The organism is Hymenobacter sp. FMD4 (assembly GCF_058932745.1).
Genome location: NZ_JBZYWH010000022.1, coordinates 64917 through 89711, shown reverse-complemented (window position 1 = coordinate 89711; position 24795 = coordinate 64917). Strand labels below are relative to the sequence as shown.

At 58.5% G+C, this 24795-nt stretch carries 22 protein-coding genes, 1 tRNA gene, 2 pseudogenes and 1 riboswitch; of the genes and pseudogenes, 11 read left to right on the top strand and 14 right to left on the bottom strand.

Going from position 1 to position 24795, the window contains the following annotated elements; genetic code table 11:
• Positions 1-250 (bottom strand): annotated as a pseudogene (locus AC5FXY_RS17670) (hypothetical protein); the annotation flags it as partial.
• Between the two features lie 236 nt (positions 251-486).
• Here AC5FXY_RS17670 and AC5FXY_RS17665 point away from each other — a divergent pair.
• The 4 genes from AC5FXY_RS17665 (at position 487) to AC5FXY_RS17650 (ending at position 5403) form a co-directional block, all read left to right on the top strand.
• The gene (locus AC5FXY_RS17665) at positions 487-846 is read left to right on the top strand and encodes a hypothetical protein (protein ID WP_493558033.1); all 360 of its coding nucleotides are present in this window, start codon (positions 487-489) and stop codon (positions 844-846) included.
• Complete coding sequence (locus AC5FXY_RS17660) at positions 843-1406, top strand: helix-turn-helix domain-containing protein (protein WP_493558032.1); 564 nt, start codon at positions 843-845, stop codon at positions 1404-1406. Before AC5FXY_RS17665 ends, AC5FXY_RS17660 begins: the two co-directional genes overlap by 4 nt.
• A gap of 91 nt (positions 1407-1497) precedes the next feature.
• Complete coding sequence (locus AC5FXY_RS17655) at positions 1498-2934, top strand: hypothetical protein (RefSeq protein WP_493558031.1); 1437 nt, start codon at positions 1498-1500, stop codon at positions 2932-2934.
• 105 nt (positions 2935-3039) lie between these two features.
• Positions 3040-5403: a B12-binding domain-containing radical SAM protein gene (locus tag AC5FXY_RS17650; protein WP_493558030.1), complete on the top strand. Its 2364-nt coding sequence runs from the start codon at positions 3040-3042 to the stop codon at positions 5401-5403.
• Between the two features lie 68 nt (positions 5404-5471).
• Here the strand turns inward: AC5FXY_RS17650 and AC5FXY_RS17645 are convergent, their stop codons facing one another.
• Genes AC5FXY_RS17645 through AC5FXY_RS17635 form a run of 3 tightly spaced genes read right to left on the bottom strand, consistent with a single transcriptional unit; the run spans position 5472 to position 7399 of the window.
• Complete coding sequence (locus tag AC5FXY_RS17645; protein WP_493558029.1) at positions 5472-6557, bottom strand: hypothetical protein; 1086 nt, start codon at positions 6555-6557, stop codon at positions 5472-5474.
• A 2-nt stretch (positions 6558-6559) separates the two neighbouring features.
• Entirely contained in the window at positions 6560-7096 is a 537-nt protein-coding gene (locus tag AC5FXY_RS17640) for a GNAT family N-acetyltransferase (protein WP_493558028.1), read from the bottom strand.
• 33 nt (positions 7097-7129) lie between these two features.
• Positions 7130-7399 (bottom strand): hypothetical protein, encoded by a 270-nt coding sequence (locus AC5FXY_RS17635; RefSeq protein ID WP_493558027.1) that lies wholly within the window; start codon positions 7397-7399, stop codon positions 7130-7132.
• A gap of 154 nt (positions 7400-7553) precedes the next feature.
• Here AC5FXY_RS17635 and AC5FXY_RS17630 point away from each other — a divergent pair.
• A tRNA-Gly gene (locus AC5FXY_RS17630) sits at positions 7554-7626 on the top strand.
• Between the two features lie 250 nt (positions 7627-7876).
• Complete coding sequence (locus tag AC5FXY_RS17625) at positions 7877-8215, top strand: hypothetical protein (RefSeq protein ID WP_493558026.1); 339 nt, start codon at positions 7877-7879, stop codon at positions 8213-8215.
• A 418-nt stretch (positions 8216-8633) separates the two neighbouring features.
• Here AC5FXY_RS17625 and AC5FXY_RS17620 read toward each other — a convergent pair whose 3' ends face one another.
• A complete protein-coding gene (locus AC5FXY_RS17620; RefSeq protein ID WP_493558025.1) occupies positions 8634-9041 on the bottom strand; it encodes a hypothetical protein in 408 nt (135 codons plus the stop codon).
• Positions 9042-9183: 142 nt separating this feature from the next.
• Between AC5FXY_RS17620 and AC5FXY_RS17615 the strand changes: the two genes are divergently transcribed.
• Positions 9184-9711: an inorganic diphosphatase gene (locus AC5FXY_RS17615; protein ID WP_493558024.1), complete on the top strand. Its 528-nt coding sequence runs from the start codon at positions 9184-9186 to the stop codon at positions 9709-9711.
• Positions 9712-9799: 88 nt separating this feature from the next.
• Here the strand turns inward: AC5FXY_RS17615 and uvrB are convergent, their stop codons facing one another.
• The 3 genes from uvrB to AC5FXY_RS17600 all read right to left on the bottom strand — a co-directional run bounded on the left by uvrB (position 9800) and on the right by AC5FXY_RS17600 (position 14213).
• Positions 9800-11839 (bottom strand): excinuclease ABC subunit UvrB, encoded by a 2040-nt coding sequence (gene uvrB, locus AC5FXY_RS17610; protein ID WP_493558023.1) that lies wholly within the window; start codon positions 11837-11839, stop codon positions 9800-9802.
• A 138-nt stretch (positions 11840-11977) separates the two neighbouring features.
• The gene (locus AC5FXY_RS17605; protein ID WP_493558022.1) at positions 11978-13549 is read right to left on the bottom strand and encodes a hypothetical protein; all 1572 of its coding nucleotides are present in this window, start codon (positions 13547-13549) and stop codon (positions 11978-11980) included.
• On the bottom strand, positions 13530-14213 hold the full coding sequence (locus AC5FXY_RS17600; protein ID WP_493558021.1) for an RNA polymerase sigma factor: 684 nt from the start codon (positions 14211-14213) through the stop codon (positions 13530-13532). The genes AC5FXY_RS17605 and AC5FXY_RS17600 overlap by 20 nt, the downstream gene beginning before the upstream one ends.
• A 319-nt stretch (positions 14214-14532) precedes the next feature.
• Here AC5FXY_RS17600 and wrbA point away from each other — a divergent pair, with 319 nt between their 5' ends.
• Positions 14533-15144, top strand: a complete 612-nt coding sequence (wrbA, locus tag AC5FXY_RS17595) for an NAD(P)H:quinone oxidoreductase (protein ID WP_493558020.1) — start codon at positions 14533-14535, stop codon at positions 15142-15144.
• Between the two features lie 99 nt (positions 15145-15243).
• Here wrbA and AC5FXY_RS17590 read toward each other — a convergent pair whose 3' ends face one another.
• The 3 genes and pseudogenes from AC5FXY_RS17590 to AC5FXY_RS17580 form a co-directional block, all read right to left on the bottom strand.
• Complete coding sequence (locus AC5FXY_RS17590; RefSeq protein WP_493558034.1) at positions 15244-15555, bottom strand: LytR/AlgR family response regulator transcription factor; 312 nt, start codon at positions 15553-15555, stop codon at positions 15244-15246.
• Positions 15556-15654: 99 nt separating this feature from the next.
• A pseudogene (locus AC5FXY_RS17585) lies at positions 15655-15999 on the bottom strand (LytR/AlgR family response regulator transcription factor); the annotation flags it as partial.
• A 51-nt stretch (positions 16000-16050) separates the two neighbouring features.
• Positions 16051-17199, bottom strand: a complete 1149-nt coding sequence (locus tag AC5FXY_RS17580) for a sensor histidine kinase (RefSeq protein ID WP_493558019.1) — start codon at positions 17197-17199, stop codon at positions 16051-16053.
• 259 nt (positions 17200-17458) lie between these two features.
• Here AC5FXY_RS17580 and AC5FXY_RS17575 point away from each other — a divergent pair, with 259 nt between their 5' ends.
• The 3 genes from AC5FXY_RS17575 (at position 17459) to AC5FXY_RS17565 (ending at position 22209) form a co-directional block, all read left to right on the top strand.
• Entirely contained in the window at positions 17459-18385 is a 927-nt protein-coding gene (locus tag AC5FXY_RS17575; RefSeq protein WP_493558018.1) for an ABC transporter ATP-binding protein, read from the top strand.
• Entirely contained in the window at positions 18382-19200 is an 819-nt protein-coding gene (locus tag AC5FXY_RS17570) for an ABC transporter permease (RefSeq protein WP_493558017.1), read from the top strand. Before AC5FXY_RS17575 ends, AC5FXY_RS17570 begins: the two co-directional genes overlap by 4 nt.
• 396 nt (positions 19201-19596) lie before the next feature.
• Positions 19597-22209 carry a TonB-dependent receptor gene (locus AC5FXY_RS17565; protein WP_493558016.1) on the top strand — a complete coding sequence of 871 codons (2613 nt, stop codon included), beginning with the start codon at positions 19597-19599 and terminating at the stop codon, positions 22207-22209.
• 130 nt (positions 22210-22339) lie between these two features.
• Here the strand turns inward: AC5FXY_RS17565 and AC5FXY_RS17560 are convergent, their stop codons facing one another.
• The 3 genes from AC5FXY_RS17560 to AC5FXY_RS17550 all read right to left on the bottom strand — a co-directional run bounded on the left by AC5FXY_RS17560 (position 22340) and on the right by AC5FXY_RS17550 (position 24397).
• Positions 22340-23086 (bottom strand): shikimate dehydrogenase family protein, encoded by a 747-nt coding sequence (locus AC5FXY_RS17560; protein ID WP_493558015.1) that lies wholly within the window; start codon positions 23084-23086, stop codon positions 22340-22342.
• Positions 23087-23169: 83 nt separating this feature from the next.
• Positions 23170-23826 (bottom strand): DedA family protein, encoded by a 657-nt coding sequence (locus tag AC5FXY_RS17555; protein WP_493558014.1) that lies wholly within the window; start codon positions 23824-23826, stop codon positions 23170-23172.
• A gap of 184 nt (positions 23827-24010) precedes the next feature.
• Positions 24011-24397, bottom strand: a complete 387-nt coding sequence (locus AC5FXY_RS17550; protein ID WP_493558013.1) for an acyl-CoA thioesterase — start codon at positions 24395-24397, stop codon at positions 24011-24013.
• Positions 24398-24576: 179 nt separating this feature from the next.
• Positions 24577-24765: riboswitch (cobalamin riboswitch) on the bottom strand.
• Positions 24766-24795: the final 30 nt, after the last annotated feature.

The following is a 24795-nucleotide window of genomic DNA, read 5'->3' as shown; positions in this document are numbered from 1 at the left end:
TGTCCCGGTCTTTGCGGTTTCGCGTCTGCTGGTATTCCCGCTCGCGCATACTGACAGCCGTATCGCGCTGAACGCGGCTGTTATCGATGCCGCCGGTGGGGTGCCGTGCCCCCGGATCGATGGCTATTTTCTCGTTGCCGCGTTCCACGTTGGTGTCGCCGGAATCGGTGCCGGTGCTGCAGGCCGTAAGGCCAGCTGCCAGCAGCAAGGCCGCGCCCAGGTAGCGCAGTGGGTTTGAGGAGGTGTTCATGGAGGTAGGAGGTAAATATGGTCGGAACAATATACGTAGCCGCCTAGCTCAGCGGTGACGCCATGCTAGCACAAACGCCAAACGCGGGCATTAGTTATCTAGCTGATTTACGGGGCATTGCTTCGCCCTACTGCCGCTAACTACGGTGTCTCCTTAGCCTAACCGCTCGTATACCACTTGTTTCAGCCGCTTACCGCCTTCACTACTCCTGCAGCGGGAGCTGATATCTTTGCAGTATGGCTGCTCCCCGTCGTCGTTCGTCGCCTGCTTCTTTTCCCTTCCGGTCCTTGCTGCGGCGGGCCGGGATATTGCTCGCCGTGAGCTTCGTGCTGTCCTTTGCTCTGATTGCCTACCTGTTTGGCCTGAGCAGCAGCTTTTTTGGTCGATTGATGGGCGCCACATTCGTGTGGTTTGTGCTGTTGAGTGTCACTTTTCTGGCGGTGGTACCGTTCGTGAATTGGGCCGCCGAAAATTGGTTTGGTCGCACGTGGGCTGAGGCTCCTACACCGCAGCCTGCGCGCCGCCCCCGGCCAGTAGCGCCTAAGACGAACCGACCGGCCGCTTCGCGGTTATCAGAGAAAGACCCTACCCCGTGACCACCGAACTCCACATCAAGAACATGGTTTGCCCGCGCTGCATAAGCACGGTGAAATCGGTATTGGAGCGGGCCGGGCTGCGTCCGGTAGAGGTTACGCTCGGCCACGTGGTGCTCGACGAGGCCACACCTGCCAACCCGGCAACCGTTCAACCCCTACTGCAAGCCGAGGGCTTTGAGCTGCTCAAGAGTAAGGAGGAACAGCAGGTAGAGCAGGTAAAAACGGCTCTGGCCGACTACCTGGAACACCTGCGCACGGCTCGTGCCCCGCTTACCGCCTCAGCATTTCTGGCCGAGCGGTTTGATGCTTCGTACGCACACCTTAGCAAGCTTTTTTCGCGGCTAGTGGGCATTACGCTGGAAAAGTATCTGATCCGTCTAAAGATTGAGCGGGTAAAAGAGCTGCTCAGCTACGGCGAGAAAACCTTAGCGGAAATAGCCGACGAGCTACGCTACAGCAGCAGCCAGCACTTGAGCACGCAGTTTCGGCAAGTGACGGGCCAAACGGTAACTGAGTACAAAGCGCACCCCGAGCGCACGTCGCTGGACCAGATAGCGTAAGTCCGTCCGAAAGACGTACGGTCCCGCCTAGAATGTTGCACCAACCACAGGTTCGGATTCAGGGTATGTAACCTGACTAACATCCGAACTGATGACGCGCTTTCTCATACTCCTGGCGCTGTGGCTGCCCTTAACCGCCGCTGCCCAGCATGAACACCATACGTCTCCGCAGCCCGCCCGGCCTCAGGCGACGCCTCCTGACACCGCCCACCGCGGCCACCACCCACGCCCGGCTCAATCCATGGGGCACGACCACGGCCAGATGAGCGTTCCTGCCGATGATGCCCACACAGGCCACAACGGCACGAATATGTCGCACGCGTACTCGCGCAACCTGCCCATGTCGCGCAACGGCTCGGGCACGGCCTGGCAACCCGACGCTACGCCCATGTACATGTGGATGAGCCACCACGGCAAGTGGATGGTGATGAACCACGGCGCGCTTTTCGCGCGCTACACCAATCAGAACATTGGCCGGAGCAGCGGGCAGCGTGGTGGCAGCACTGTAGATGCTCCCAATTGGTTTATGACCATGGCGCAGCGCAACATTGGGCAGCGGGGGCTGCTGAACCTTACGGCCATGATTTCGCTGGACCCCATTACCGAAGGTGGCAATGGCTACCCGCTGTTGTTTCAGTCGGGCGAGGCGTACCGCGGCCGGCCGCTGGTGGACCGGCAGCACCCCCATGACTTCTTTTCGGCCTTGAGCATCGGCTACACCCACGCCTTCAGTCCCGATGTCGACCTAACCTTATACCTAGGCTTTCCTGGCGAGCCAGCCGTCAGCCCCACGGCTTTTATGCATCGCATTTCGGCCATGCCCAATCCCGATGCGCCGCTGGGCCACCACTGGGTCGATGCTACGCACATCACCTTTGGGGTATCCACGCTGGGCTTTCGCTATAAGCAATTCAAGATCGAGGCTTCCAACTTCACGGGTCGCGAACCGGACGAGAAGCGTTACAACTTTGACCGCCCACGGGCCGACTCGTGGTCGGGCCGCCTGATGTGGAACCCCACCCGTGAACTGGCTCTGCAAGTGGGCCGCGCCTATCTGAAAAGCCCCGAAGAGCTGCACCCTGAGGATAACGTGACGCGCACTACGGCCGCCGTGCAGCACGCCCGCCAGTGGGGCGACTACCGCTTCATTGCCTCTTCGTTGATCTGGGGCATGAACGAAGCCCACCATGGCCAGGAGCATTCGGCGCTGGCTGAAACCAACCTGACCATCGGCCGGCCCTCTTTTTACGGCCGCTACGAGTTTTTGCAAAAAGACCCCGACGAGCTGGCCATCCCTCACGATGAGCAAGCCGAAATCATCTTCAACGTTCACGCCCTTACCCTGGGCACCAGCTACCGTCTTGCCCAGCTTGGACCGAAAGGGCCGGAACTGAACCTAGGCGCGCAAGGCACCGTGTATCGCCCCGACGCAGAACTACGGCCGTACTACGGCAAAACGCCTGTGTCAGCGCAGATCTACCTGCGCCTGAACGCGCCGCTAATGCGCATGCGCGGCATGGGAATGTAGACTGCGACAAGCCTCCGCCAAGTAATCCAGCCAGGACACGAAGGCCTGCGTACACCGCCGTACCTTTGCGGGCACCTTTACCGCGCCGTTGCGGTTTCTGCTCCCGTGCCTACTTCGTCGCTCCGCATCCTGCTTATCACGCCGCCGCTGACGCAGCTGAATACTCCCTACCCGGCTACGGCCTACCTCACCGGCTTCTTGCGCGGGCGTGGCTACCAAGTGGAGCAGGCTGATTTAGGCATTGAGTTGGTGTTAAAGCTATTCTCAACTGCTGGATTGCGGCGCGTGTTTGACACCGTGGAGAGAGGCGCGTTTAAGCTCAGCGACAACGCTAAGCGTATGCTGCGCCTGCGCCGGCGGTACGAAATGACCATTGAGCCGGTCATTCGCTTTTTGCAAAACAAGGACCTGACGCTGGCACCGCGCATTTGCCACGGCCGCTATTTACCCGAGGCAGCGCGCTTTGATCAGGTAGCCGACTTGGAAACGGCTTTCGGCACCATGGGCCTTACCGATCAAGCCCGGCACTTGGCCACGCTTTATCTGGAGGACCTCAACGATTTAATCAAAGAAACAGTGGGGCCGCAGTTTGGCCTCAGCCGCTACGCCGAGCACTTAGGCCTTACCGCCACCTCCTTCGAGCCAATGCAAGAAGCCCTGCAGCAGACGCCCAACCTCGTGGACGAAATGCTGCTGGAACTAGGCGAAACAGCAATGCGGCGTCATCAGCCCGATGTGGTAGGCTTCACTGTGCCCTTTCCTGGCAACCTGTACGGTGCCTTGCGGCTTGCCCAGCGCTTCAAGCAGCTTCGCCCCGAGGTGAAGACACTGATGGGCGGCGGCTATCCCAATACCGAGCTACGGCAGATTCAGGAGCCGCGCTTTTTCGACTACATCGATTACCTCACCCTCGACGACGGTGAAGGTCCTTGGCTACGGCTGCTGGACTATATTGAAGCTGAAGCTATTTCGAAAACCGAACTAGCCCTGGCGCCCCGATCCGAGCTTGCCGGAGCCTCAACCTTTATTAATGGCGTAAGCCTTTTTTCAGCCGGCGAAGAAATAACAACCGGCGCAAGCGAAATGCTTCAGTCTGACGCGCAGTCCGGCTTGTCGAAACGGGCTACCCTGCAACGCACCTTCCTGCGCAACGACCAAGGCGAAGTTGAATACATCAATTTCCCGCACCCCAACATTGCGCACACCGAAATAGGCACCCCCGACTACGATGGACTGCCGCTGACCGAATACCTCTCAGTAATCGAGGTGCTCAATCCCATGCACCGCTTATGGAGTGACGGCCGGTGGAACAAGCTCACTATTGCGCACGGCTGCTACTGGAAACGTTGCTCCTTTTGCGACGTCACGCTGGACTATATCAGCCGCTACGAAACTGCGCCCGCCACGCTGCTCGTCGACCGCATTGAGCAAATTGTGCGGCAAACGGGTCAGACAGGCTTTCATTTCGTGGACGAAGCCGCACCGCCCCTGGCCCTGCGCGACCTCGCCATCGAGTTGCTGAAACGGCAGGTCAGCATCACGTGGTGGGGCAATATCCGCTTCGAAAAAACCTTCACGCCCGATCTGTGTCGCCTGCTGGCTGCCTCAGGCTGTATTGCGGTGTCGGGCGGGCTTGAAGTAGCTTCCGACCGCCTTCTGGCTCTGATGGAAAAGGGCGTCACCATTGCGCAGGTCGCTCGCGTCACGGAGGGCTTCACCCAGGCTGGTATCATGGTGCACGCCTACCTGATGTATGGCTTTCCTACCGAAACCGCTCAGGAAACCATCGATTCGCTGGAAGTAGTGCGGCAGCTGCTAGCTGCGGGCGTAGTTCAGTCGGGCTTTTGGCACCGTTTCGCTATGACGGCGCACTCACCCGTGGGCAAAAACCCGTCGAAGTATCAAGTAGAGCCAATCGGACCCGAGTTTGGTGGCTTTGCTTGGAACGACCTCTGGCATGATGACCCCACCGGAGCCGACCACGAGCAGTTCGGCCCCGGCTTGGCCAAGGCTCTGTACAACTATATGCACGGCGTGGCGCTCAACGAGCCGCTGCAGTTCTGGTTTGGTTTTCGGGTGCCGCGCCCTACTGTGTCGCGCAACCTCATCGAACTCGCCCTTACGGAGGCCGGCAAACCTGACTCCGCTAAGCAAAACTTGCGCGTATTCTGGTTGGGCAATGCGCCGGAGCTGCGCCTGGAAACGCGGCATAAGAAAGGTCGTCCGTCGGAGCAGGCGGTGCTCACATTCTACGAGCAAGCCGAGGATTTCGAACTCAAAACCACTCCTGCGACTGGGCAATGGCTGCAGCAGCTACTTACCGAGCTGGCCCAGGATTATGACTCCAAACGCCTATTGAAAGAAGTAGCAGCCACATTCCCGGCGGCCGAGGCAGGCCAGTCGTTCGAGGCCTTTCTGCTTTCGCCTCCGTGGCGGCTGCTGCGCGAAAAAGGCTTGCTACTGGTTTAAGTTCGGTAGCCCGAGGCGCGACGTAGTAAGCTTCGCCATTTAATGGGGCACTGACTTTGGCTTTGCGGTTATCGCCCCTGTTGCAGCAGCCACTGCGCCACATCGGTCGCCAAGCCCGGCACCGGTCGGGGCCACTGCCATTGTTGCACCGAGTCCGGGTGGGCAGAGCTTCTGGGCACCAGCAGCTGGGCTGTGGCTTTGGGAAGCACGCTGATACCAGATCCTCGACGCAGGCCGATGGCATTTCGCAGCAGCTGGCTGCTTTCGCGAACGTTAATGGAGGTATCGGCGCCACTGTACAGCCCCAGCACGCGCACCCGACGATTCGTGAGTTGGCGCAACAGCTGGCGGTCAGCTTTGGTGAAGCTAGCGCCCTGCACCACCAAGAAAGTAGCTGGCAGCAAGCCGGAACTCACACTTTGGACAGCACTGCGCCCCGCGGGCCCGGCGCCCCAAACGCCCAGTTGTGCCGAATCGACGCGGGCCTTCAGGTCGCGCAGCAGATTGCGGGCAGCTGCCGTCAGCACGGCACTTTGCAGCGAGTCCGTAGGCTCCGTTGCTAACTCGACCAACTCAATAGCTAAGCCCTGTCCGGCCAGCCAGTCAGCCCAGCCGTAAGCAGCGCCTAAGTTACCCGGAGCGGGCAGCATCACTAGGCCTACGTGCTGCGAAAGGGTATCAAGTGGGACGAATCGGCGAGTGACGTAATCGGCACCCGCCACGGCAATGCGCCCTTTGCTTACCTGATAAGTGGCTAAGGCAGCCTCACCCCGTCGGATGGCTATCAATTCGGCCCGAAGTGTGTCGTTAAGCCAAACGGCTCCGGTCAGGAAATTGGGTTCTTCCTTCAACGCTAGCCTCGCCCCGCCCTGCCGGGCATGCACCTCGGCTGCGTCGTACACCGCGTGGTCGAATACGCGGGTGTACATGGGCGTTTCGGGCACGCGCAATACCATCTGCACCGCACCGCTCACCGAATCTTGGTACACATGCAGCTCCACCGGCATCTCGGCGCCGCGGTAGCTCAGCTTGCCGTCGTAGCGACCAGTAGGCGCCAGACGGCGTTGCTCGGTAGCGGGCGAGCAACCAGCTGCCCACAGCGTCATTATAAGCAGCAAACAGATAACCCAAGCCCGACCGCGCGAATGCATCATCGTTACAGGCCTTTGCGCAGCACAAGGTCGGTTTGCAAGTCAGAGCCCAGTTGAAACGTGGTCTTCCCGATTTCTTTGAAGCCGAAGCGCCGGTAAAATTCGATGGCCCGCGTGTTTTTTTCCCATACGCCCAGCACCAACGTCCGGCAGCCGCGCTGTCGGGCTTCTTCTATGCAGCGCCGCATGAGCGTGGCTCCCAATCCAGTCCCAATCCAGTCTTCCTGCACGTACAGGCGCTGAATTTCTGCCCGGCCCTTCACTTCGGCACCGCGCTCGGCGCCGAGACCCGAGCCGAGGTGCAGCTTAGCGTAGCCAATGGGTTGTTGCTGCATTTGAGCCAAGAAGAAGACAGTGTCAGCATCCTGCAGTTCGGCCAGTTGCTTATCGGGAGTAAATGTCTCAGCCAAGTACTGCGCCATGTTATCCGGCGTGTTCTGGGCAGCAAAAGCTTCGTGAAAGGTCTGGCGACCGAGGTCGGCTAACTGAGCGGCGACAGCGGCGGTGCGCTTGGCCATAACAATGCGGAGCGGAGAAGACATACGCGGCAAAGAAACAAAACCCTCAGCCGATGGCTACGAAATGCGTCCGTCGCCTGGCTCGTCTGATACGCGCCCGTCGCGACGCATGCGCCAGCCATAGCGAATCAGCAACACGGCTATGACCATCATCAGCACCGTCACCATGAGGTAAGTGGAATTTGCGCTAGTCCAGCCGGCACTAGTCCACTTGGCCGCCACTACGCCAAACCGCAGCAGTTGCGCAATTACCAGTAATCCTCCCGCTAAAATAAATAGCAGACCCGTAATGCGACGGGTACGAGAAGTAAGACGCGAAGTAGGCATGCTAACCAATGAATAACCCTGCCTAAACATACGGGTTAGTTGGTTTTGCGACCATATTCCAAAGGTTTAGCTTACTCCTTAAACACTTGGAGAAGCGGATTTATGCACATTGTGCATCCGCACACCTTCCTTATCTTTGCTCATACCAAGACCCGCGGGAGTAGCTCAGTTGGTAGAGCATCAGCTTCCCAAGCTGAGGGTCGCGAGTTCGAGCCTCGTTTCCCGCTCATTTAGGATCAGCCACTTAGCAGAAATGCCGAGTGGCTGATTTCTTTTGGGTTATACAACAGCTCATACATGTGTAAGAATGCAGCTTCTTTAAACAAGTCGCATACATACAACTAACCATCATATCAACTAGAGGAAGCAGCCAACAAGCGCGTAATGTTGACCGCCTCCCCAAACCCTGCCCACGATTAGGTACAGGTAATCAGGGCGGCCGGCAACGCCGTCACTGTGTGTGATGCTACTCAATCATTGACCGAAGACACTCTGATTACGCGGCTGTTCAGAGCCAAAGTTGCTTCGTTGATCTGTCATGGGCGCGAAGCTTGCTTCGTGGCGCGTTGGCACGCCAACTGGTTTCGTAGCCGATTGGCCGTGCAAAAGCTGGCCGCTCCCGTTGTTCTCATCGGCACCAGCATCATTATCCGGAATGAAGTCGAGGTGTTTGAGTTAAAAGTGGAAATTGATGAGTTGGTGCGGCATGGAGTCCGGCGTCACTTATACTGGGTGCACATAGACACCAAAGATTTCCTGCGCCATATAGCAGCTTACACTACCTTGGGGCTAGGGCTAGTAGGCGTCAACAGATAATAGAGCACGTTTAACCAAGCGGTGATTTTAGGCCCTATCTATCAGCTTAACGATGGCTTTACCAGCAACCTGAAGCTTATTACGCAGGTAAGGCACCCTAATGGGCGCGACTTTTCCTCCTTTTCCAGCAGCCACACCAGCACGTCCTTCGCCACAACGCGCTTTATGACCAAAGTGTAGCGCGTGGGAGCCTATTCGGTAGCTGCAGCCACTGGGGCACTGCGCATTACCAAGGGCAACCGTTGGACTTCCGATGTGCTGTCCGGCGCAGGCATCTTGTTCCCGGAACTGGTATAATGGGCGTACCTCACCTTGATGATCGGTCTGCGCTAAAACTGGTTCTATCTCACTGCTGCCTTTACCAAAAACAAAGCCCAGCCGCACGTTTGCAGCCGGGCTTTGTCGTGGTTTGTGGTCGTTATTTCGTCTTGCGAAACATGTAGCGCGTCATGAAGATGCCCTGCCCCGTAGTGCCGGTGCTTTGCAGCGTCTGCGTCAGGGGCGTTACCTGGAACAGCTCCCAGCCCTCGGTCGCAATTTCACTCATGTAGCGCAAGATGGTTTCTTCGTTGGCCTGTACATTCTTGATGTTGATGCCCGTCAGGCTGAAGAGGTTCTCCATCTGAGCTTCTTTGGTGCCCTTGAACTCCGGCGTAAACAGCACCCGCGAGCGGCCTAGCCCCCCGGCCACAATAGATTCGATGGTCGTCATCTGCAGGTACTGGTAGCCGTTGGATTTGGCTTGGGCTTGACTGCGTTGCGGTATCAGCGGCAGCGCCAGCAGCAGTACAAACGACAGCAGGTGAAGAAAACGAAAGTTGCGCATAGCGGTGGTTTGTTGAGAGGTTTGTCGGCTCAAAAGTAGCAGCCCCACCTGTTCTCATCAACGCATAAACATGTGAGCCACTAAGCAGCAACATTGCCCGCTGGCCCAGGGTATAACACCAACATTCTATCCTGCTCGTCCCATGTCTGCCCCCCATCAGCTCCCAGCCTATGCCCCCGGTTCCCAACACCTGCACGTTATCATTGAAACCGTAAAGGGCAGCCGCAACAAGCTGGCCTTCGACCCCGAGCTTGGCTTGTTTAAGCTGAAGGGCGTGCTTCCCGAAGGCAGCTTTTTTCCCTACGATTTCGGTTTTGTTCCCTCCACCATAGCCGACGATGGCGACCCTGTTGACGTGCTGCTGCTCATGGACGCCCCTACTTTTCCTGGCTGCCTGGTGGAGGCGCGCATTATCGGCGTACTGGAAGCCGAGCAGACGGAAACCGGCAAAGCACCCGAGCGCAACGACCGGCTACTGGCTGTAGCCGCCGAATCGCGCATGCACAGTGATGTCAAGGATATCAAAGACTTACCCAAGCAGCTGCTGCACGAAATAGAGCACTTTTTCGTGGCTTATAACCAGATTAAAGGCTGGGAATTTCGCGTGCTGCACCGCAGCGGCCGCAAGCGCGCCGAAGAATTAGTGCGCAAGGCCGAGCACCGGCCCTAATTACAAAGCATGCCCAGCAACGAAAAGCGGCGGAAATGCATTTCCGCCGCTTTTCGTTGAGGAGAATCTATCCTGAACCGGGAAACTATCAGTCGCGCTTGGACTTCAGTAGCTGGCGCAACGAAGCCAGCTCGTCGCGGAACTTGGCGGCCTGCAGGAAGTCTAGTTCCTTGGCAGCAGCCTCCATTTGTTTTTCGGTTTGCTTGATGAGCTTCTCCAAGTCGGTTTTGCTCATCATGGCTACCACCGGCTCGGCTGCAATGGCTAAGCCGCCGTCTTCGTCGGGGCCTGCGTATGCCATGGGCTGCTCCGGCACACGGTAGTCCGAAAGCGAAGTTTGCTCCATAATGGCTTCGCGTGACTTGCGCACCGTGCGCGGCGTGATGCCGTGCTCCAGGTTGTACGCCACTTGGGTAGCGCGACGGCGGTTAGTCTCGTCGATGGCCCGCTGCATGGAGCCCGTGATACGATCGGCGTACATAATGACCTTGCCGCGGTCGTTACGAGCGGCACGACCCATGGTCTGAATCAGACTGCGCTGGTCGCGCAGGAAGCCTTCTTTGTCGGCATCCAAAATGGCCACCAGGGATACCTCAGGCAAGTCCAGGCCTTCACGTAGCAGGTTAACCCCAATCAGCACGTCGATTTCGCCGAGGCGCAGCTGGCGCAGGATTTCCACGCGGTCCAGCGTCTTCACATCGGAGTGCACATAGCTCACCTTAATGTTCAGGCGCTCCATGTACTTGGTCAGCTCCTCGGCCATGCGCTTGGTGAGCGTAGTCACCAGCACCCGGTCACCCATCTTCACGCGGTTGTCCACCTCGTCGAGCAGATCGTCGACTTGGTTAATGCTCGGGCGAATTTCAATTTCTGGGTCGAGCAGGCCCGTCGGGCGGATGATCTGCTCCACCACCACGCCGCCGGCGCGCTCCAGCTCATAATCGGCCGGTGTAGCCGATACGAATACAGCCTGCCGGAACATGCTCTCGAACTCGTTGAACGTCAACGGGCGGTTGTCCATGGCTGAGGGCAGGCGGAAGCCATACTCCACCAGCGCGGTTTTGCGGCTTCGGTCGCCGCCCCACATAGCCCGAATCTGTGGCATGGTGGCATGGCTTTCGTCTACCACCAGCAGGTAGTCATCGGGGAAGTAATCGAGCAGGCAGAACGGCCGGGAGCCAGGAGCACGGCCGTCGAAGTAGCGCGAGTAGTTCTCGATACCTGAGCAGTAGCCCAATTCCCGAATCATCTCCAGGTCGAACTCCGTGCGCTCCACGATGCGCTTGGCCTCCGAGTCACGCCCCTCCTTCTCAAAGTAGGCGTGCTGCTGCACCATGTCGTACTGAATTTCTTTGATGGCCTGCTGCAGCGTGTCTTTGCCGGTCACGAAAAGGTTGGCCGGAAACAGCGCCACATCTTTTTCTTCACTCAGTTTCTTGCCGCTTTCCGGGTCGATGCGGTGCAGGGCTTCGATTTCGTCGCCGAAGAAGTAGATGCGGTAAGCGTAGTCAAGGTAAGCCGGGTAAATGTCTACCGTGTCGCCCTTCACGCGGAAGGTACCGCGGGTAAACTCCTGCTCGGTGCGCGAGTACAGGATCTGCACGAACTGGTAGAGCAGCGCGTTGCGCGAAAACTTAAGCCCGGGCTTCAGCAGAATCATGTTCTTACCGAACTCTTCTGGATTGCCGATGCCGTAAATGCACGATACCGACGCCACCACAATCACGTCGCGGCGCCCGCTCAGCAGCGAAGACGTGGTGTGCAGACGCAGCTTCTCAATTTCCTGGTTGATGGCCAGGTCCTTCTCGATGAAAACGTCCGTGGAGGCGATGTATGCCTCAGGCTGGTAGTAGTCGTAGTAGCTGATGTAGTACTCGACGGCGTTGTGGGGGAAGAACTGCTTGAACTCGCCGTAGAGCTGGGCGGCCAGCGTTTTGTTGTGGGCCAGAATCAACGCCGGTTTGCCTGATTGAGCAATGACGTTGGCCATAGTGAAGGTCTTACCGGTGCCGGTGGCTCCGAGCAACACCTGGGCCGGCTCACCCGCTTCAATGCCCGCTAAAAGCTGGGCAATGGCTTTGGGCTGGTCGCCGGTAGGCTTGAATTCAGACGTCAGTTGGTACTCCATGCGGGGAGGTTTCGGAGAGCAGGAAAGATAACCCTTCTTAACTACGGCGGTGCCGTTGGGGTTTCCGGGCTGGCAAAGAAAAAAACCTCACAACCAGAAACTGGCTGTGAGGTTCGCCCGGGTGAGTGAATGGTATAATTAGGGCACTAATTCGGGTTTGCCACCGCCAAACTCCATGCTGGCCGTCAGGCCTACGGCGTAAGGGCGGGTCCGCTCGTTCCAGCGGCCGGAAGGATTCACGTTGAGGGTGCTCAGGCCGGCTTCAGCCTCGGGCCCTACGGCCAGTTGCCACTGCCCACCAGCCGGCGAGTAGCGTACGCCGGCGCTGCCCCGACCTGATACCAGCACGCGGCGGTAGGCTCCGTCGTTGGTCACCGTTTCATTGCCGACGGTGGTGCTGTTGCGCAGGAGCACATTTACGGCTGTGCCTACGGCCGCGTATACGCCCCAGCCCTGCTTGCGACCCTCATAGCGCAGCTGCACCGGCACCCCGGCCGTCACGATTTGGTAGCGGCCATTCTGTGGCTCCTGCAGGCTGTTGTTTCGGGTGCTATTCGGCATGAAGGCCTGGTACTGCTGCGGCGTTTCGCGGGCGGTGTTGCCGGCAATGCCGGTCAGCTCGGCACCGGCAAGCAACATCCAGCGCTTCTTGCCCAGCGGAATAGCCGCGCCCAGATGGGCACGTTGAGCAAAACCCGCCTCCAGTTTGGTAGGTGTAAGCGCCGCGGCGCTATTGCTAAACATTGCTTTATCCAGCGAAATACCGCCACCCGTGCTGCTGCTCACATTGGGAGCATACCGCTGGGCCGCGTAGCCGCCGCGCCACCGCCAGCGGCTGGCGCTGGTGGTCGTTTCTTTCTCTTCTTCATCCACCGACGCTGCATTGGCAGCCAGCATAGTTGGCGCACTCAGCAGCGCAGCCTTCAATGAATCGGGACGGCGGCTCAGGTTGCGAGCGGCTGCAGAGCGCAGTTGCGCCGATACGGGCCGCAACTGATCAGCGCCCCAAATTTCTTCGGCTGGGGCTGCTGTGGTAGCGCTGGCGTAAGCGGCCGTACCACCGTCGAAGTTACCGGGCAGCGGGCCACGCTGCAGGGGCGGTACGCCTCCGGCCTTCGCGTCGGCACCAAATACCTGCTTGATGGTGGCAAAGGCCCGGCCTGCTACGCTGCGGGAAGCATAGCTTCCTACGCTAGCTACGATGTCGCGACGGCTACGGCTGGCGCCTGCCGGCGCGTCATCGGCCGGCAAAGCGTCGCTAAGGGCGGCGCTGCCTTGGCGATTGACATTGCGGCCAGTGTTAGCGGCAGCGCCGGCTGCACTGTAAGAGTTGCGAGCCGTTTGCGCTTGGTCCGCAGTAGCGGCGCTAGCAAGTGCAGCCGCTCCTTCGGCTGATAGATAACCGGTATCAGGACGAGCAGCTTGGGTAACGACAGCGGCTACGTTACCGTTCGAATCATGGGTAAGGCCCTGCTGCGTCAGCCAAGTGCCAAAGCCGAGGGTAAGCAGCGCGCAAGCGGCCGCGGCTGCCCGCCGATAACCGGTCAGGCGGCGACGGTAGCCTTGGTTTTCGCGCACCAGCAATTCGTGGTCGAGCCGCTCCCACACGTCGGCGCGGGGCGTCAGCTCGGCCTCGGCAAATTTCTGACGGAACAAGTCCTCCAGGTTGCCTTTGGGCTGGTGGTCGTTATTATCGGAAACGGGTGTCATTGCAACGTTGGTCGAGACGTTCGAGCTTGGCTTTCAAGATGGCGCGGGCGCGGGAGTACTGCGACTTGCTGGTACCCTCCGATATGCCCAGCATATCGCCGATTTCCTTGTGGCCGTAGCCTTCGATGGCAAATAGGTTGAACACCATACGGTAACGCGGTGCCAAATCCTGAATCATGTTGAGTAGTTCCTCAAAAGAGTAGTTCGACAGGATCAGCTCCTCGTCGGCTACGGCTTCGGGGTATTCGTTTTCCGTGACGGCCAGCATGGGCGCATTGCGGCGGTGCTGGCGCAGGGCAGCATTGATCATGATACGGCGAATCCAGAACTCCAGCGGGCATTCGCGGCGGAAGTGGCTCAAGTTGCTGAACACCGTCACGAAACCATCCTGCAGTACGTCTTCGGCCTCGAAAGTGGTTTGGCTGTAGCGGGAGCACACGGCCAGCATACGGCTGGCAAAGCGGGTATACAGCTCTTTCTGGGCTACGCGGCTGCCTTCAAGGCAGGCATCAATCAGCTCAGCCTCGCTCCAGCGGCTGGAGGGCTGCAGCGGGCGCGTCGGGGACGGGGCCACGGGAGTCTCGTTTACGGCCGGAGTAGTACTGAGGCCGCCCACAAGGCGCCCCAGGCTGCTGCTGCCGAATGCGGCGGCCAAGGCACTCATGCGTCGTGCCGGGATTGGCGGCCGGTTCCGCAGCTAACAGAAGCTACGGAGTAGCGAAGCTTCTTGGATTGTACTGTGTTCATCATACGCTGATGGTCCACCTAATGTCGAGAGTAACCGGCGCAGCGGCGTCGGTAATAGTAAGAGGCAGCGGCCGGTCCGGCGGTTGCATTCCAAATAAATTTTTCGCGTTAGGGAATGCATACTACTCATAAAGCCGGACTCTCAACAACATTACCCTGCGTTTTCGTGTATATACATAGGTTCTGTGTCGCAACTACTTGCGTCCCATCGTTCACCTAATACCTAACATACCCGAATGAAAACACTGGTTTTGTTTTACTCGACCTATGGCCACGTCTGGAAACTAGCCGAAGCGGTGGCCGAAGGGGCCCGCGAAGTAGCCGGCAATGAAGTAGTGATTAAGCGGGTCCCCGAAACCCTGCCCAAGGAATTGCTCGACAAAATAGGCGCTACGCAGGCGCAGGCGGCCTTTTCGCACATTCCAGTGGCCACGCCAGAAGAGCTGGAAGAGTACGATGCCATTATCATTGGTACCCCCACCCGCTACGGCAACGTGTGCGGCCAGATTCAGGCGTACCTAGATTCTACCGGTGGCTTATGGGCCCGCGGTGCTTTGGTCGGCAAAGTAGCCGGCGCGTTTGTAAGCACCGCTACCCAGCACGGCGGGCAGGAAACTACCATTCGGGCCTTACACACTGAGATGCTCCACCATGGCTTGGTGCTGGTAGGCCTCCCCTACGCATGGCAGGGCCAGATGGGCCACGCCGAAGTAACTGGCGGTACACCCTACGGTGCCAGCACCGTGGCCGGCGGCCAGGGCGAACGGCAGCCCAGCGAAAACGAATTAGAAGGTGCCCGTTTCCAAGGCCGACACACCGCTCAGATTGCGAGCAAGCTGGCTCAGTAGAATCAGTAGAAGTAAAGGGGGTTAGACCTGGGAAGTGAGAATCGAACGCTCCGAAGCAAAACGATTCCCACCTATCTGGTCTAACCCTTCCCTTTTATATCACAGCAGATTATAAGCCCGGATCAGCGCTGCAAACGATTCCCGGTAAGTATCGCCGATGGGCAGCAGGCGGCCTGCCACCTGCACTTTGCCGCGTTCCACGTGCTCGATGCGGTTCAGGGCCACGATGTAAGACTTATGAATGCGGGCAAAGCGCTCGGGTGGTAGCACCTCCTCCACCCGGCGAAATGACTGCAGCGTCAGGATTTTGCTCCCGGTGGTGCAAATCATCAGGTATTCCCGCATGCCTTCGATGTAAAGGATATCGTCGAAAGCGACGCGCTGCAGGCGGTGTTCGTTCTTGACAAACATGGCATCCGGAGCAGCAGCCACGGCGGCATCGGTGGGGGCGGAAATGGAAACCGGCGTAACCGCCGGCGCTGCCTGTCGCACTTTGGTAATGGCCTGTACAAACCGCTCGAAGGCAATGGGCTTCAGCAGATAGTCGGTTGCGCTCAGCTCATAGCTCTGCACGGCGTATTGGTCGTAAGCCGTAGTGAAGATGACGCGCGGGCCAGGACTAGGTAGCAGCTGCACCAGCTGCAGGCCCGTAATGCGCGGCATATGAATATCGACGAAGACAATATCGACGGGATGATCCTGCACAAATGCCAGACCTTGCAACGCATCGTGGAACTGCCCCTGCAGTTCTAGAAACGGTACCTGGGCACAGTAGCCGGCCAGCAAATCCAGCGCCAGTGGCTCATCATCGATAATGACGCAGGTAAGTGGGCGACTCAACGCAGCTGAATCCATAAACACAAACGCATGTAAGGTATAGCCATGTGGAAGGCGACGGTCGTTCCTTTAAGTTAGCTGCAAATCAAGCTGTACGCGGTGCATTCCAGCTGCGGCACGAACCAGTAGCTGGTAGCGCTTCGGGTAAAGCAGTTCCAGACGGCGGCGAAGGTTGGTCAGCCCTACCCCGCCGGGCTGCGCCAGACCAGCACCACCAGCCGGTGGCCCCACGGCATTTTCAACGACAAAACGCAGCAAACCATTTTCTTCCACTTCCAAGGTAATGCTCACTGCCGGACGGGCCGACAAGTCGCCGTGCTTGAACGCGTTTTCAACCAGCGGCTGCAGGAGCATGGGCGCAATAGGCCAGGCAGCGGTGGCCTCACTCTGGTTGTGAAATACAATAGCTTCGGCCCCGTTGGCAGGCAGCCGCAAGCGCTGCAAGTCCAGAAAGCTGCGCAGGTGACCCAGCTCTTTGGCCAGTGGCACGGTGTCGGCGCTGCTTTCGTAGAGCATGTAGCGCATGATTTCGGAGAGGCGCAGCACCGCTTCCGGGGCGCGGTCGGACTTCTGACTGGCCAGCGAGTAAATGTTGTTTAGGGTGTTGAATAGAAAATGCGGATTGACCTGCATTTTCAGCAACGACAGTTCCGTAAGCAACTGCTGGCGCTCCAACTCGCGGCGGTTGCGCTGCCCACGCAGGTAGTCGCCGGTAATGCGCAGACCCGAGCTGAAGAATATGGTCATCAGCCCCATTAAGCTGTAAGGAACGATCATATGCAAAGCCTGTGGGGCTTTGGGGTCGGGCACCAGTACTGCCATCAGGCTGGAGGCGCCAAAGCGCAACGGCACGTACAGCAGCAGCAACAGCAATACTCCCCCGATATAAGCGCCCAAGCGGCCATGCGCCAACGTGCGCGGAATGAGCAGCATCCAGTTGGAGTAGAACAGCCCCGCCGACAGTGCGTTGGTAAGAACGCTGCGTAACAAAACAGAAAAAAGCGGGAGCGACGTCTTGGTGCTGTTGTGGTTGAACACCACGTTCAGCCCATCGAGCAACAGCAGGACACTCCAAAAAAGCACGTGCACCCACATCGGTACACCCGCCGAGTCGCCACCGTGGGGCCACCAGTCCAAACGGGCAAAGGCTCGTAAGCGGGCTACCCGGGGCTCTGCGGGCTCAGAAGCAGCGGAAACGGAAGCAGTAGATAATTCCACAAACGGAAGATACTTAGTGCCAGCAGCTACCAGCGCGTTTTTCAACCAACCACTCTTTTAGACGCCCCAACTGCGCCGCTGACACCACGAACGGAGCTTTAAACTCCTCTAAGCCTCCGCAGTGCTACTGGGTAGCTGGTTTGGGTAGCCAAAACGCGCGTTGCGGGTAGTCAATAACCACTTGGTTGAATATTCCGTCGCGGTTCTGAAAGGGCCGGTAGGTTTGGGCAGTTGTTTGATTCACCCACTGCCCGCTGCCATGACCGCTTCCCTACTGGTAGAAACCCAGCGCCTGACTTTCGCCTTCGGTGCTCGCCCTATCTTGCATGAGGTGGACCTAGCGGTACCGCAAGGCAGTATTTATGGCTTTCTGGGGCCGAACGGTGCTGGTAAAAGCACCACGTTGCGCTTGCTACTGGGCTTGTTGCCGGCGCGGGCTAGCTCCATCCGACTTTTTGGTCATGATCTTGCGCAGCACCGCTTGGCCGCCCTCAGCCGCGTCGGGGCCCTCATCGAAATGCCTTCACTCTACGACCACCTCTCGGGCTACGACAACCTAGAGGTGACGCGCCGGCTGCGTGGCCTACCCCGCCACCGAACTGATGAAGTGCTAACCGTGGTAGGCCTAGCCGCCGATGCCCACCGTGCCGTGCGGGAATATTCACTAGGCATGCGGCAGCGGTTGGGCTTGGCGCTGGCGTTGCTGCCTGACCCCGAGCTGCTCATCCTCGATGAGCCAACCAACGGCCTTGACCCGAATGGCATCATCGAGATGCGTCAGCTACTGCAGCGCTTGCAGCGCGAACACGGCAAAACCATTCTGCTGTCGAGCCACCTCATCAGCGAAATCGAGCGCGTGGCCACGCATGTGGGTGTGATTCAGCAAGGCCGGCTGCTGTTTCAAGGCAGCATCTCGGCGCTGCAGCACCGCCAGCAGGGTCATACGCAGCTTATTATCGAGACTGATGATGCGGAATGCTGCCGCAACCTGCTGCCCGCCGACTTTGGCGCGGCCGCTTTGCTCAGCCCGGGCACGCTGGCCTTGCCCTATCATTCGCAGGAGCAAGCTGCCTATCTGGCCCAGCAGCTGGTGACGGCCGGCCAGCCCTTGTACGGGCTGCGGTGCCAGCAGCCCAGCCTCGAACAAACCTTCCTGCACCTGACCGAAAACGCTCTTGCTCAATGAACACCGCCGCTAGCTTTTCCGCCCCCACCTGGCCAGTGCAGCTCCGCCGCACCCTAGCCGCCGATACCCTAAAGCTGAAACGTACCGCAGCACTTTGGCTGGCACTCGGCAGCGGCGCCTTGCCCGTGGTCCTGTCCTTTCTGATTTACTATTTCAAGGGGCAGCACCTACTCAAACTGGGTGAAAACCCATGGCCGTCCTACGTATTGAGCAGTTGGCGCACGGCCAGCGGCCTGCTGCTACCACTGTTTGTGGTGCTGCTCACCAGCCTGGTGCTGCACATTGAAAACCAAGCCAACGCTTGGAAGCACCTGTACGCCCAGCCGGTGAGTCGTGCGGCGGTGTTTGGCAGCAAGCTGCTTGTGTTGCTCGGGCTTAATATGCTGGCGCAAGTTCTGTATGTAGTCGCGCTGCTGGTTTCGGGTTGGCTGCTGGGTATACTACGGCCTGATCTGCACTTTCAGACAAACGCGGTGCCGGTAGCAGCGGCGGGCGTGCTTCTGATGCATACCTACCTTGCCACGCTCGGGTTATTGGCCATTCAGTACGTGGCAGCGCTATCGTGGCGCTCATTTGCCCTGCCCGTAGCTTTGGGTATGGCCGCTACCATTGCCGCACTCACTTTGCTCCGCTGGGAATATATCGACTGGGTTCCGTATACCGCGCCGCTACTAACGCTTCGCGACAGCACGTCGCATAGCCAGCTCCCGACCATGGCTGCTTCCTTGGCCAAAGCAGAGTGGATTTCGCTGGGCTGGTTTGCGCTAGCATCGGTTCTGGGCTACTTGCTACTCAGCCTTCGACGGGAACGATAACCTGATGTTTCTCAACCTATTGTCATTACCCCACAATTTTCCCTACAAAGAATGCAACCCTTGCTATATGCTGGTCGACCATTGACCGAAATGCAAGCAAATGATATGCAGTGGCTTCTGCATTCACATCCTTAAGTAACAGGAGGCTTATACTGACTACCTAACCTCTACAGCTTGGTTATCAATCACTATTAAGTTTGATTATTTTATAACAAGGTACCTTGTTTAACAAAATACCAATCTTGACCTTTACACCCGAATTGATTAAGAGCCTATTCCACTCACCGGTACTGGATACTGTTGGTCGCCGGTGACTACGCTTCGCCTGATTTTTCTTAGCCCGTCCACCCACTGCGGGTAGTTTTCCCTCCTCTTCGCTTAGCTACACCCACTGATATGAAACACGCCGTACTGCTTTTGCTGGCATCGTCCAGTCTGCTTTCTGGCAATGCCCTCGCGCAAACGCCAGCCCCGCGGCCGGCCGGGCCACCCGCTGGAGCTCCAACGGGAGCCCCTGGTGCCCCCGCCACTCCGGGCACCAAACCGGCGGTAATCTCTACCCCGACCCCGCGCGGCAACGGCCGCATCAGCGGCACGGTGGTAGACGCTGCTACCAAGCAGCCCGTGGAATTTGCTACCCTGGCGCTGTTGCCCGCCACTGGCGAGCAGCCCCTCGACGGCACCGTGGCCGATGACAAAGGCCGTTTCACGCTGAAAGGCCTAGCGGCGGGTTCCTACCGCTTGTCGATCAGCTTTATTGGTTACGGCAGTCAAATACAGCCCGTGACGCTGGAAGAGGGAAAGATGAGCCTCGACCTGGGCACGGTAGCACTGAAGTCGGAAGCCAAGCAGCTGGGCGAAGTGACGGTGACCGGCGAACGACCCGTGGTGGAAAGCAAGCCCGACCGCCTGGTGTACAATGCCGCCCAGGACAACACCAACAAGGGCGGTACCGCCGCCGACGTGCTGCGCAAAGCCCCGATGGTAAGCGTAGACCCCGATGGCAACCTGCAGCTGCGCGGCTCCGGCAACGTGCGCGTGCTCATCAACGGCAAGCCCTCGGCTGTGGTGGCCGGCGACGTAGCCGAAGCACTAAAGCAATTGCCCGCCGACCAGATCAAGAACGTAGAGGTGATTACCTCGCCTTCGGCCAAATACGATGCGGAGGGCTCGGCTGGCATCATCAACATTGTGTTGAAGGAAAATAACCTGCAGGGCATCAACGGCAACGTGGGAGTGGCCGTGGGTACGCGTAACTCCAACGGCAACTTTGCCCTGAACGCCCGCAAAGGAAAACTGGGGCTGTCGTCGGCCATGAATGGCTGGGCTTTCTATGCCCCCGGCGAGCAGCGCGTCGACCGTGTAGACCGTGACGTACGCAATACGTTGAATCAGGGTACTATTGGCCGCCTGACCCAGCGCAACGAGGGCCGGGCGCAAGGCGGCGGCGGCAACGCCCGCATTGGCTTGGAATACGAACCGGCGCCGAACCACGCCGTGAGCTTGTCGCTGAACGGCAACTTGTTCCGCAACCGCAACGAAGCGAACATCTTCAACACCTACACCCTCGACGAAGGCTCCGTTGATCCGCGCAATCAGCAACTGGGCAACTATACCCGCGACTTTAAGCAGCGGTTTCAGATGCAGAGCTACGACCTGACGGGCACCTACACGCGCAGCTTTGGCCAGAACAGCCGCCGCGAGTGGACGGTACTGGGCCAGCACAACCGCAACCGCAACACGCGTCGCTATGAGCTCGACCAGTTTTCGCTGACCGAGCCCGATGTTATTGCCTTCGAGGAAGAAAGCCCCAACACGGCTCGCAACCTCGAAACAACCCTGCAAACCGACTACGTGCATCCTATCGGGGATAAGCAAACAGTAGAAGTCGGCGGTAAAATGATCCAGCGGACGGTGACCAGCGACTTCCGCGTGAGCCGCACCGGCCCCGATGGCGTGCTGCGCGAAGACCCGCGCCTCACCAACAAATACGATTACGACCAAGACGTAATGGCTGCGTACGGTACTTACGGTACCAGCTTGGGCAAAAAATACAATGTGCGGCTGGGCGCCCGCGTGGAACGTACCGATCTGAACGGCGACTTCGAAGGCCAGGACCAGCCCTTCAAGCTGACGTTTACCAACGTGCTGCCCAACGTAGCCCTGACGCGCAACCTCAAACAGCCCGGCTCGTCGCTGCGCTTGAGCTACTCGCGCCGCATTCAGCGCCCGAGCGTGTTCTTCCTAAACCCCTACCGCAACGAAGCCGACCCGCGCAACATCTCGCAGGGTAACCCGGAACTCGATGCCGAATTCACCGACAACTACGAGTTGAACTGGAACGCCTTCGTCAAGAAGTCGACCATCAATATTTCGCTCTACTCGCGGCAGACCAACAACGCCATCGAGCGGGTGTATAATACAGATGCTGAAGGCCGCGTCATCTCGACCTTTGGCAACGTAGCCCAAAACCAAACCTACGGCGCCAACTTCTTCGGCTCGATCAAGCCGCTACCGAAGTGGGACATCAGCGGCAACGTAAGCATGTTCTACGTGTACCTCTACAGCCGTACCCTCCGAGACCTGGGCCAGCGGGGCAGCAACTCGGGCTTTGTGTACTCGGCCAATATCAACTCGGGCTATAAGTTTGAGAAAGGCCTCAGCGTGCAGTTCTTCGGCATGCTGAACTCGCCGCGCATCCAGCTACAAGGTCGCAACTCGCCCTGGCAGATGTACTCCATCGGCTTGCGGAAGGAGCTGCTAAAGGGTAAGGCCGACTTCACGCTGAACGCTGACAACCCCTTCTCGCGCAACATCCGCTTGGTGAACGACTTCGACAACGGCCGATCTAGCTCCACCAACACCACGTACGTGTTTAACCGCGGCGTACGGGGCGCCTTCAGCTACCGCTTCGGCAAGCTGGAGAATAAGCCGCGCCGCCCGAGCCGCAGCATCCGCAACGACGACCAAAAGGCCGGCGAAGGCGGCGGTGGCCAGGGAGGTAACTAAACCAGGTAATGAGTGACAGGTTACACATTCGTAGCTCGTCCGCATCAGCAAACCGGCCCGGCTGCTCTCGCAGCCGGGCCGGTTCTTTTTTCTCGGTACCTCAATTCACGTTACCTCATCGTCTGTCCCGTCATCCCCGGTTCCAAATGGCCCAGGCGGCTTCGGCTTGCAGGCAAAGCATTTCGAAGCCGTTTTGCGTTTGGGCGCCGCCAGCGCGGCCCCGACGCATAAATTCGGTTTCGCTGGGATTGTATACCAGATCAAACAAGTAATGCTGCGGCGTGAGGGCTTCGTAGGGAATGGGCGGGTACTCGTCCACGCGCGGGTAGGTGCCGAGCGGGGTAGTATTGATGATGAGCGTATGCGCGGCTACCAAGTCCGGGCTCAGTTCGGCATAGGTGAGGCCCAAAGCCAGCTCGTCGCGCGAGACAAACCAGCTGCGTATGTCCAGCTCCCGCAAGGCCACTTCTACGGCCTTGGCCGCCCCACCGGTACCCAGAATAAGCGCCGAAGCAGGTTCGCCACGCAACGGATAAAAACGCTGCAAAGAGTCGCGAAACCCCACGTAATCGGTGTTGTGCCCGATGAGCCGGCGGTCCGCATCAAACTGAATGACGTTGACGGCACCTACCCGCCCCGCCGAGGCGTCCAGCCCATCGAGGTAAGGCATGATTTGCTCCTTGTAGGGAATGGTGACGTTGAGCCCGGTAAGGTCAGGCCGGCTGGCTACCAGGGCCGGTAAGTCGCGGATGTGCTCTAGTTCGAATGGCTCGTACGTACAGTCGGTCAGGCCTAGGTGCTCAAACTTCTGCGTGAAGTAAGCCGGCGAAAAAGAATGCGTCAAAGAGCGACCAATAAGACCGAATTCACGAGGCATAGACAACGGATTTTACCCCGAAAAAACAAAAAAAACCGTCCCCGCCAAATAGCCGGGACGGTTTTCTACTTTCTAATGTACAACTACGCCTGACGCGGAGCCGAGGCGAAACGTTGCTTCAGGAATTCTATGACCACGGGCAACACCGACACGGCTATAATCAACAACGTGAACAAGCCAAAGTTTTTTTGGATGAACTCGATGCTACCGAGGAAGTAGCCGGCCACCGTCAGCGACGTTACCCAGATTACACCTCCTACCAGGTTGTAGGACAGAAACTTGCCGTAGCTCATGGTGCCCACGCCGGCGATGAAAGGCGCGAACGTGCGCACGATGGGCACGAAGCGGGCGATGATGATGGTTTTGGCACCGTGTTTTTCGTAGAACTCCTGCGTGCGGATCAGGTACTCTCGCTTCAGGAAGCGGTAATCGCGCCGGAATACCCGCGGCCCGATGTAGTCGCCGATGTGGTAGTTGAGCGTGTCGCCGAGCACGGCGGCCACAATGAGCAACAGGATCAGCAGCGTCACGTTGAGCGGGCTGTTGGGCAGCGCGGCCAGCGAGCCGGCCGCAAACAGCAACGAGTCGCCGGGGAGGAAGGGCAGCACCACTACGCCGGTTTCGACGAAGATGATCAGGAACAGGATGGCGTAGGTCCAGACGTCGTATTGCTGAATCAGCTCGGCCAGGTGTTTATCGAGGTGCAGGACGATGTCGATGAAGTCCTTAAGTATTTCCATGCGTGCAGAGATTATCCTGCAAAGTAAAGCCCTATCCTGCAAAGGCTCGTCATCCAAGGGCGTAACCTGCGGCTTATCATCGGCTTCGAAACGGCAAACAGCCCCTCTCCAGCGTCAAATTATCGGCTGTTTTACGCCGCCAATCAGCGCGGCCACACTAGGCTGGCAAGGAGGCGCACAGGAATTACAGCACACTGATGGGCACTTTGTGCTCGTCGATGGCCACGAAGGTGAACGTACCGGCCACGGCGTGGTGCCGCGAATCGGAATACATTTCTTCGGTGAAGATGTCGACCTGCACATCGAGGCTTTTGGTGCCGATGCGCGAAACCCGCCCGATCAGCTCGACGATGGTGCCCGCTGGAATGGGAATCCGGAAGTCAATCTTGTCGGAGGAGACAGTAACCATGCGCTTGCGGCTAAACCGGGTGGCGGCAATGAAAGCCACTTCATCCATGAGCTGCATGGCCGTGCCACCGAACAAGGTGTCATAGTGATTGGTGGTGCTGGGAAATACCGCTTTGAAAATGCGGGTTTCGGCGTGGGCAATGCGTTGGGCGACGTCGGTCATCGAAAAAAAGGAAAAAGGTGAGGCCCGCACCTGCGTTTGGGGCGGACCTCGGGGCTTACTTCCCTCATCGAATATCATCGGACGCGCAGGCAGGCACTGGCCGCCTTGCTCCTGCGCTTGTTGGGCCCAGGGCACACCGTTCCTCTGTATTCGACGGTGGCTCTAAGTCGCGAAAGCACGCGTCGCATCGTAGGTAGGCAAGTCTCCTGGCTCGTAACGGGAAGGCCGTCCTTCTCACCGCGCGGCGGCAATGGACCTAAGTGACTTTCCTTGATTGTGTTACTTACAGTTGCGCGTCAGCCCGTGAATTACACACGGTTCCTTTTTAATGCTGCCGAGTGGCAGCAACCTTTCTACGGCAGTTGCGGATGACAAAGAACTGGCCGCAAGTATAGCGC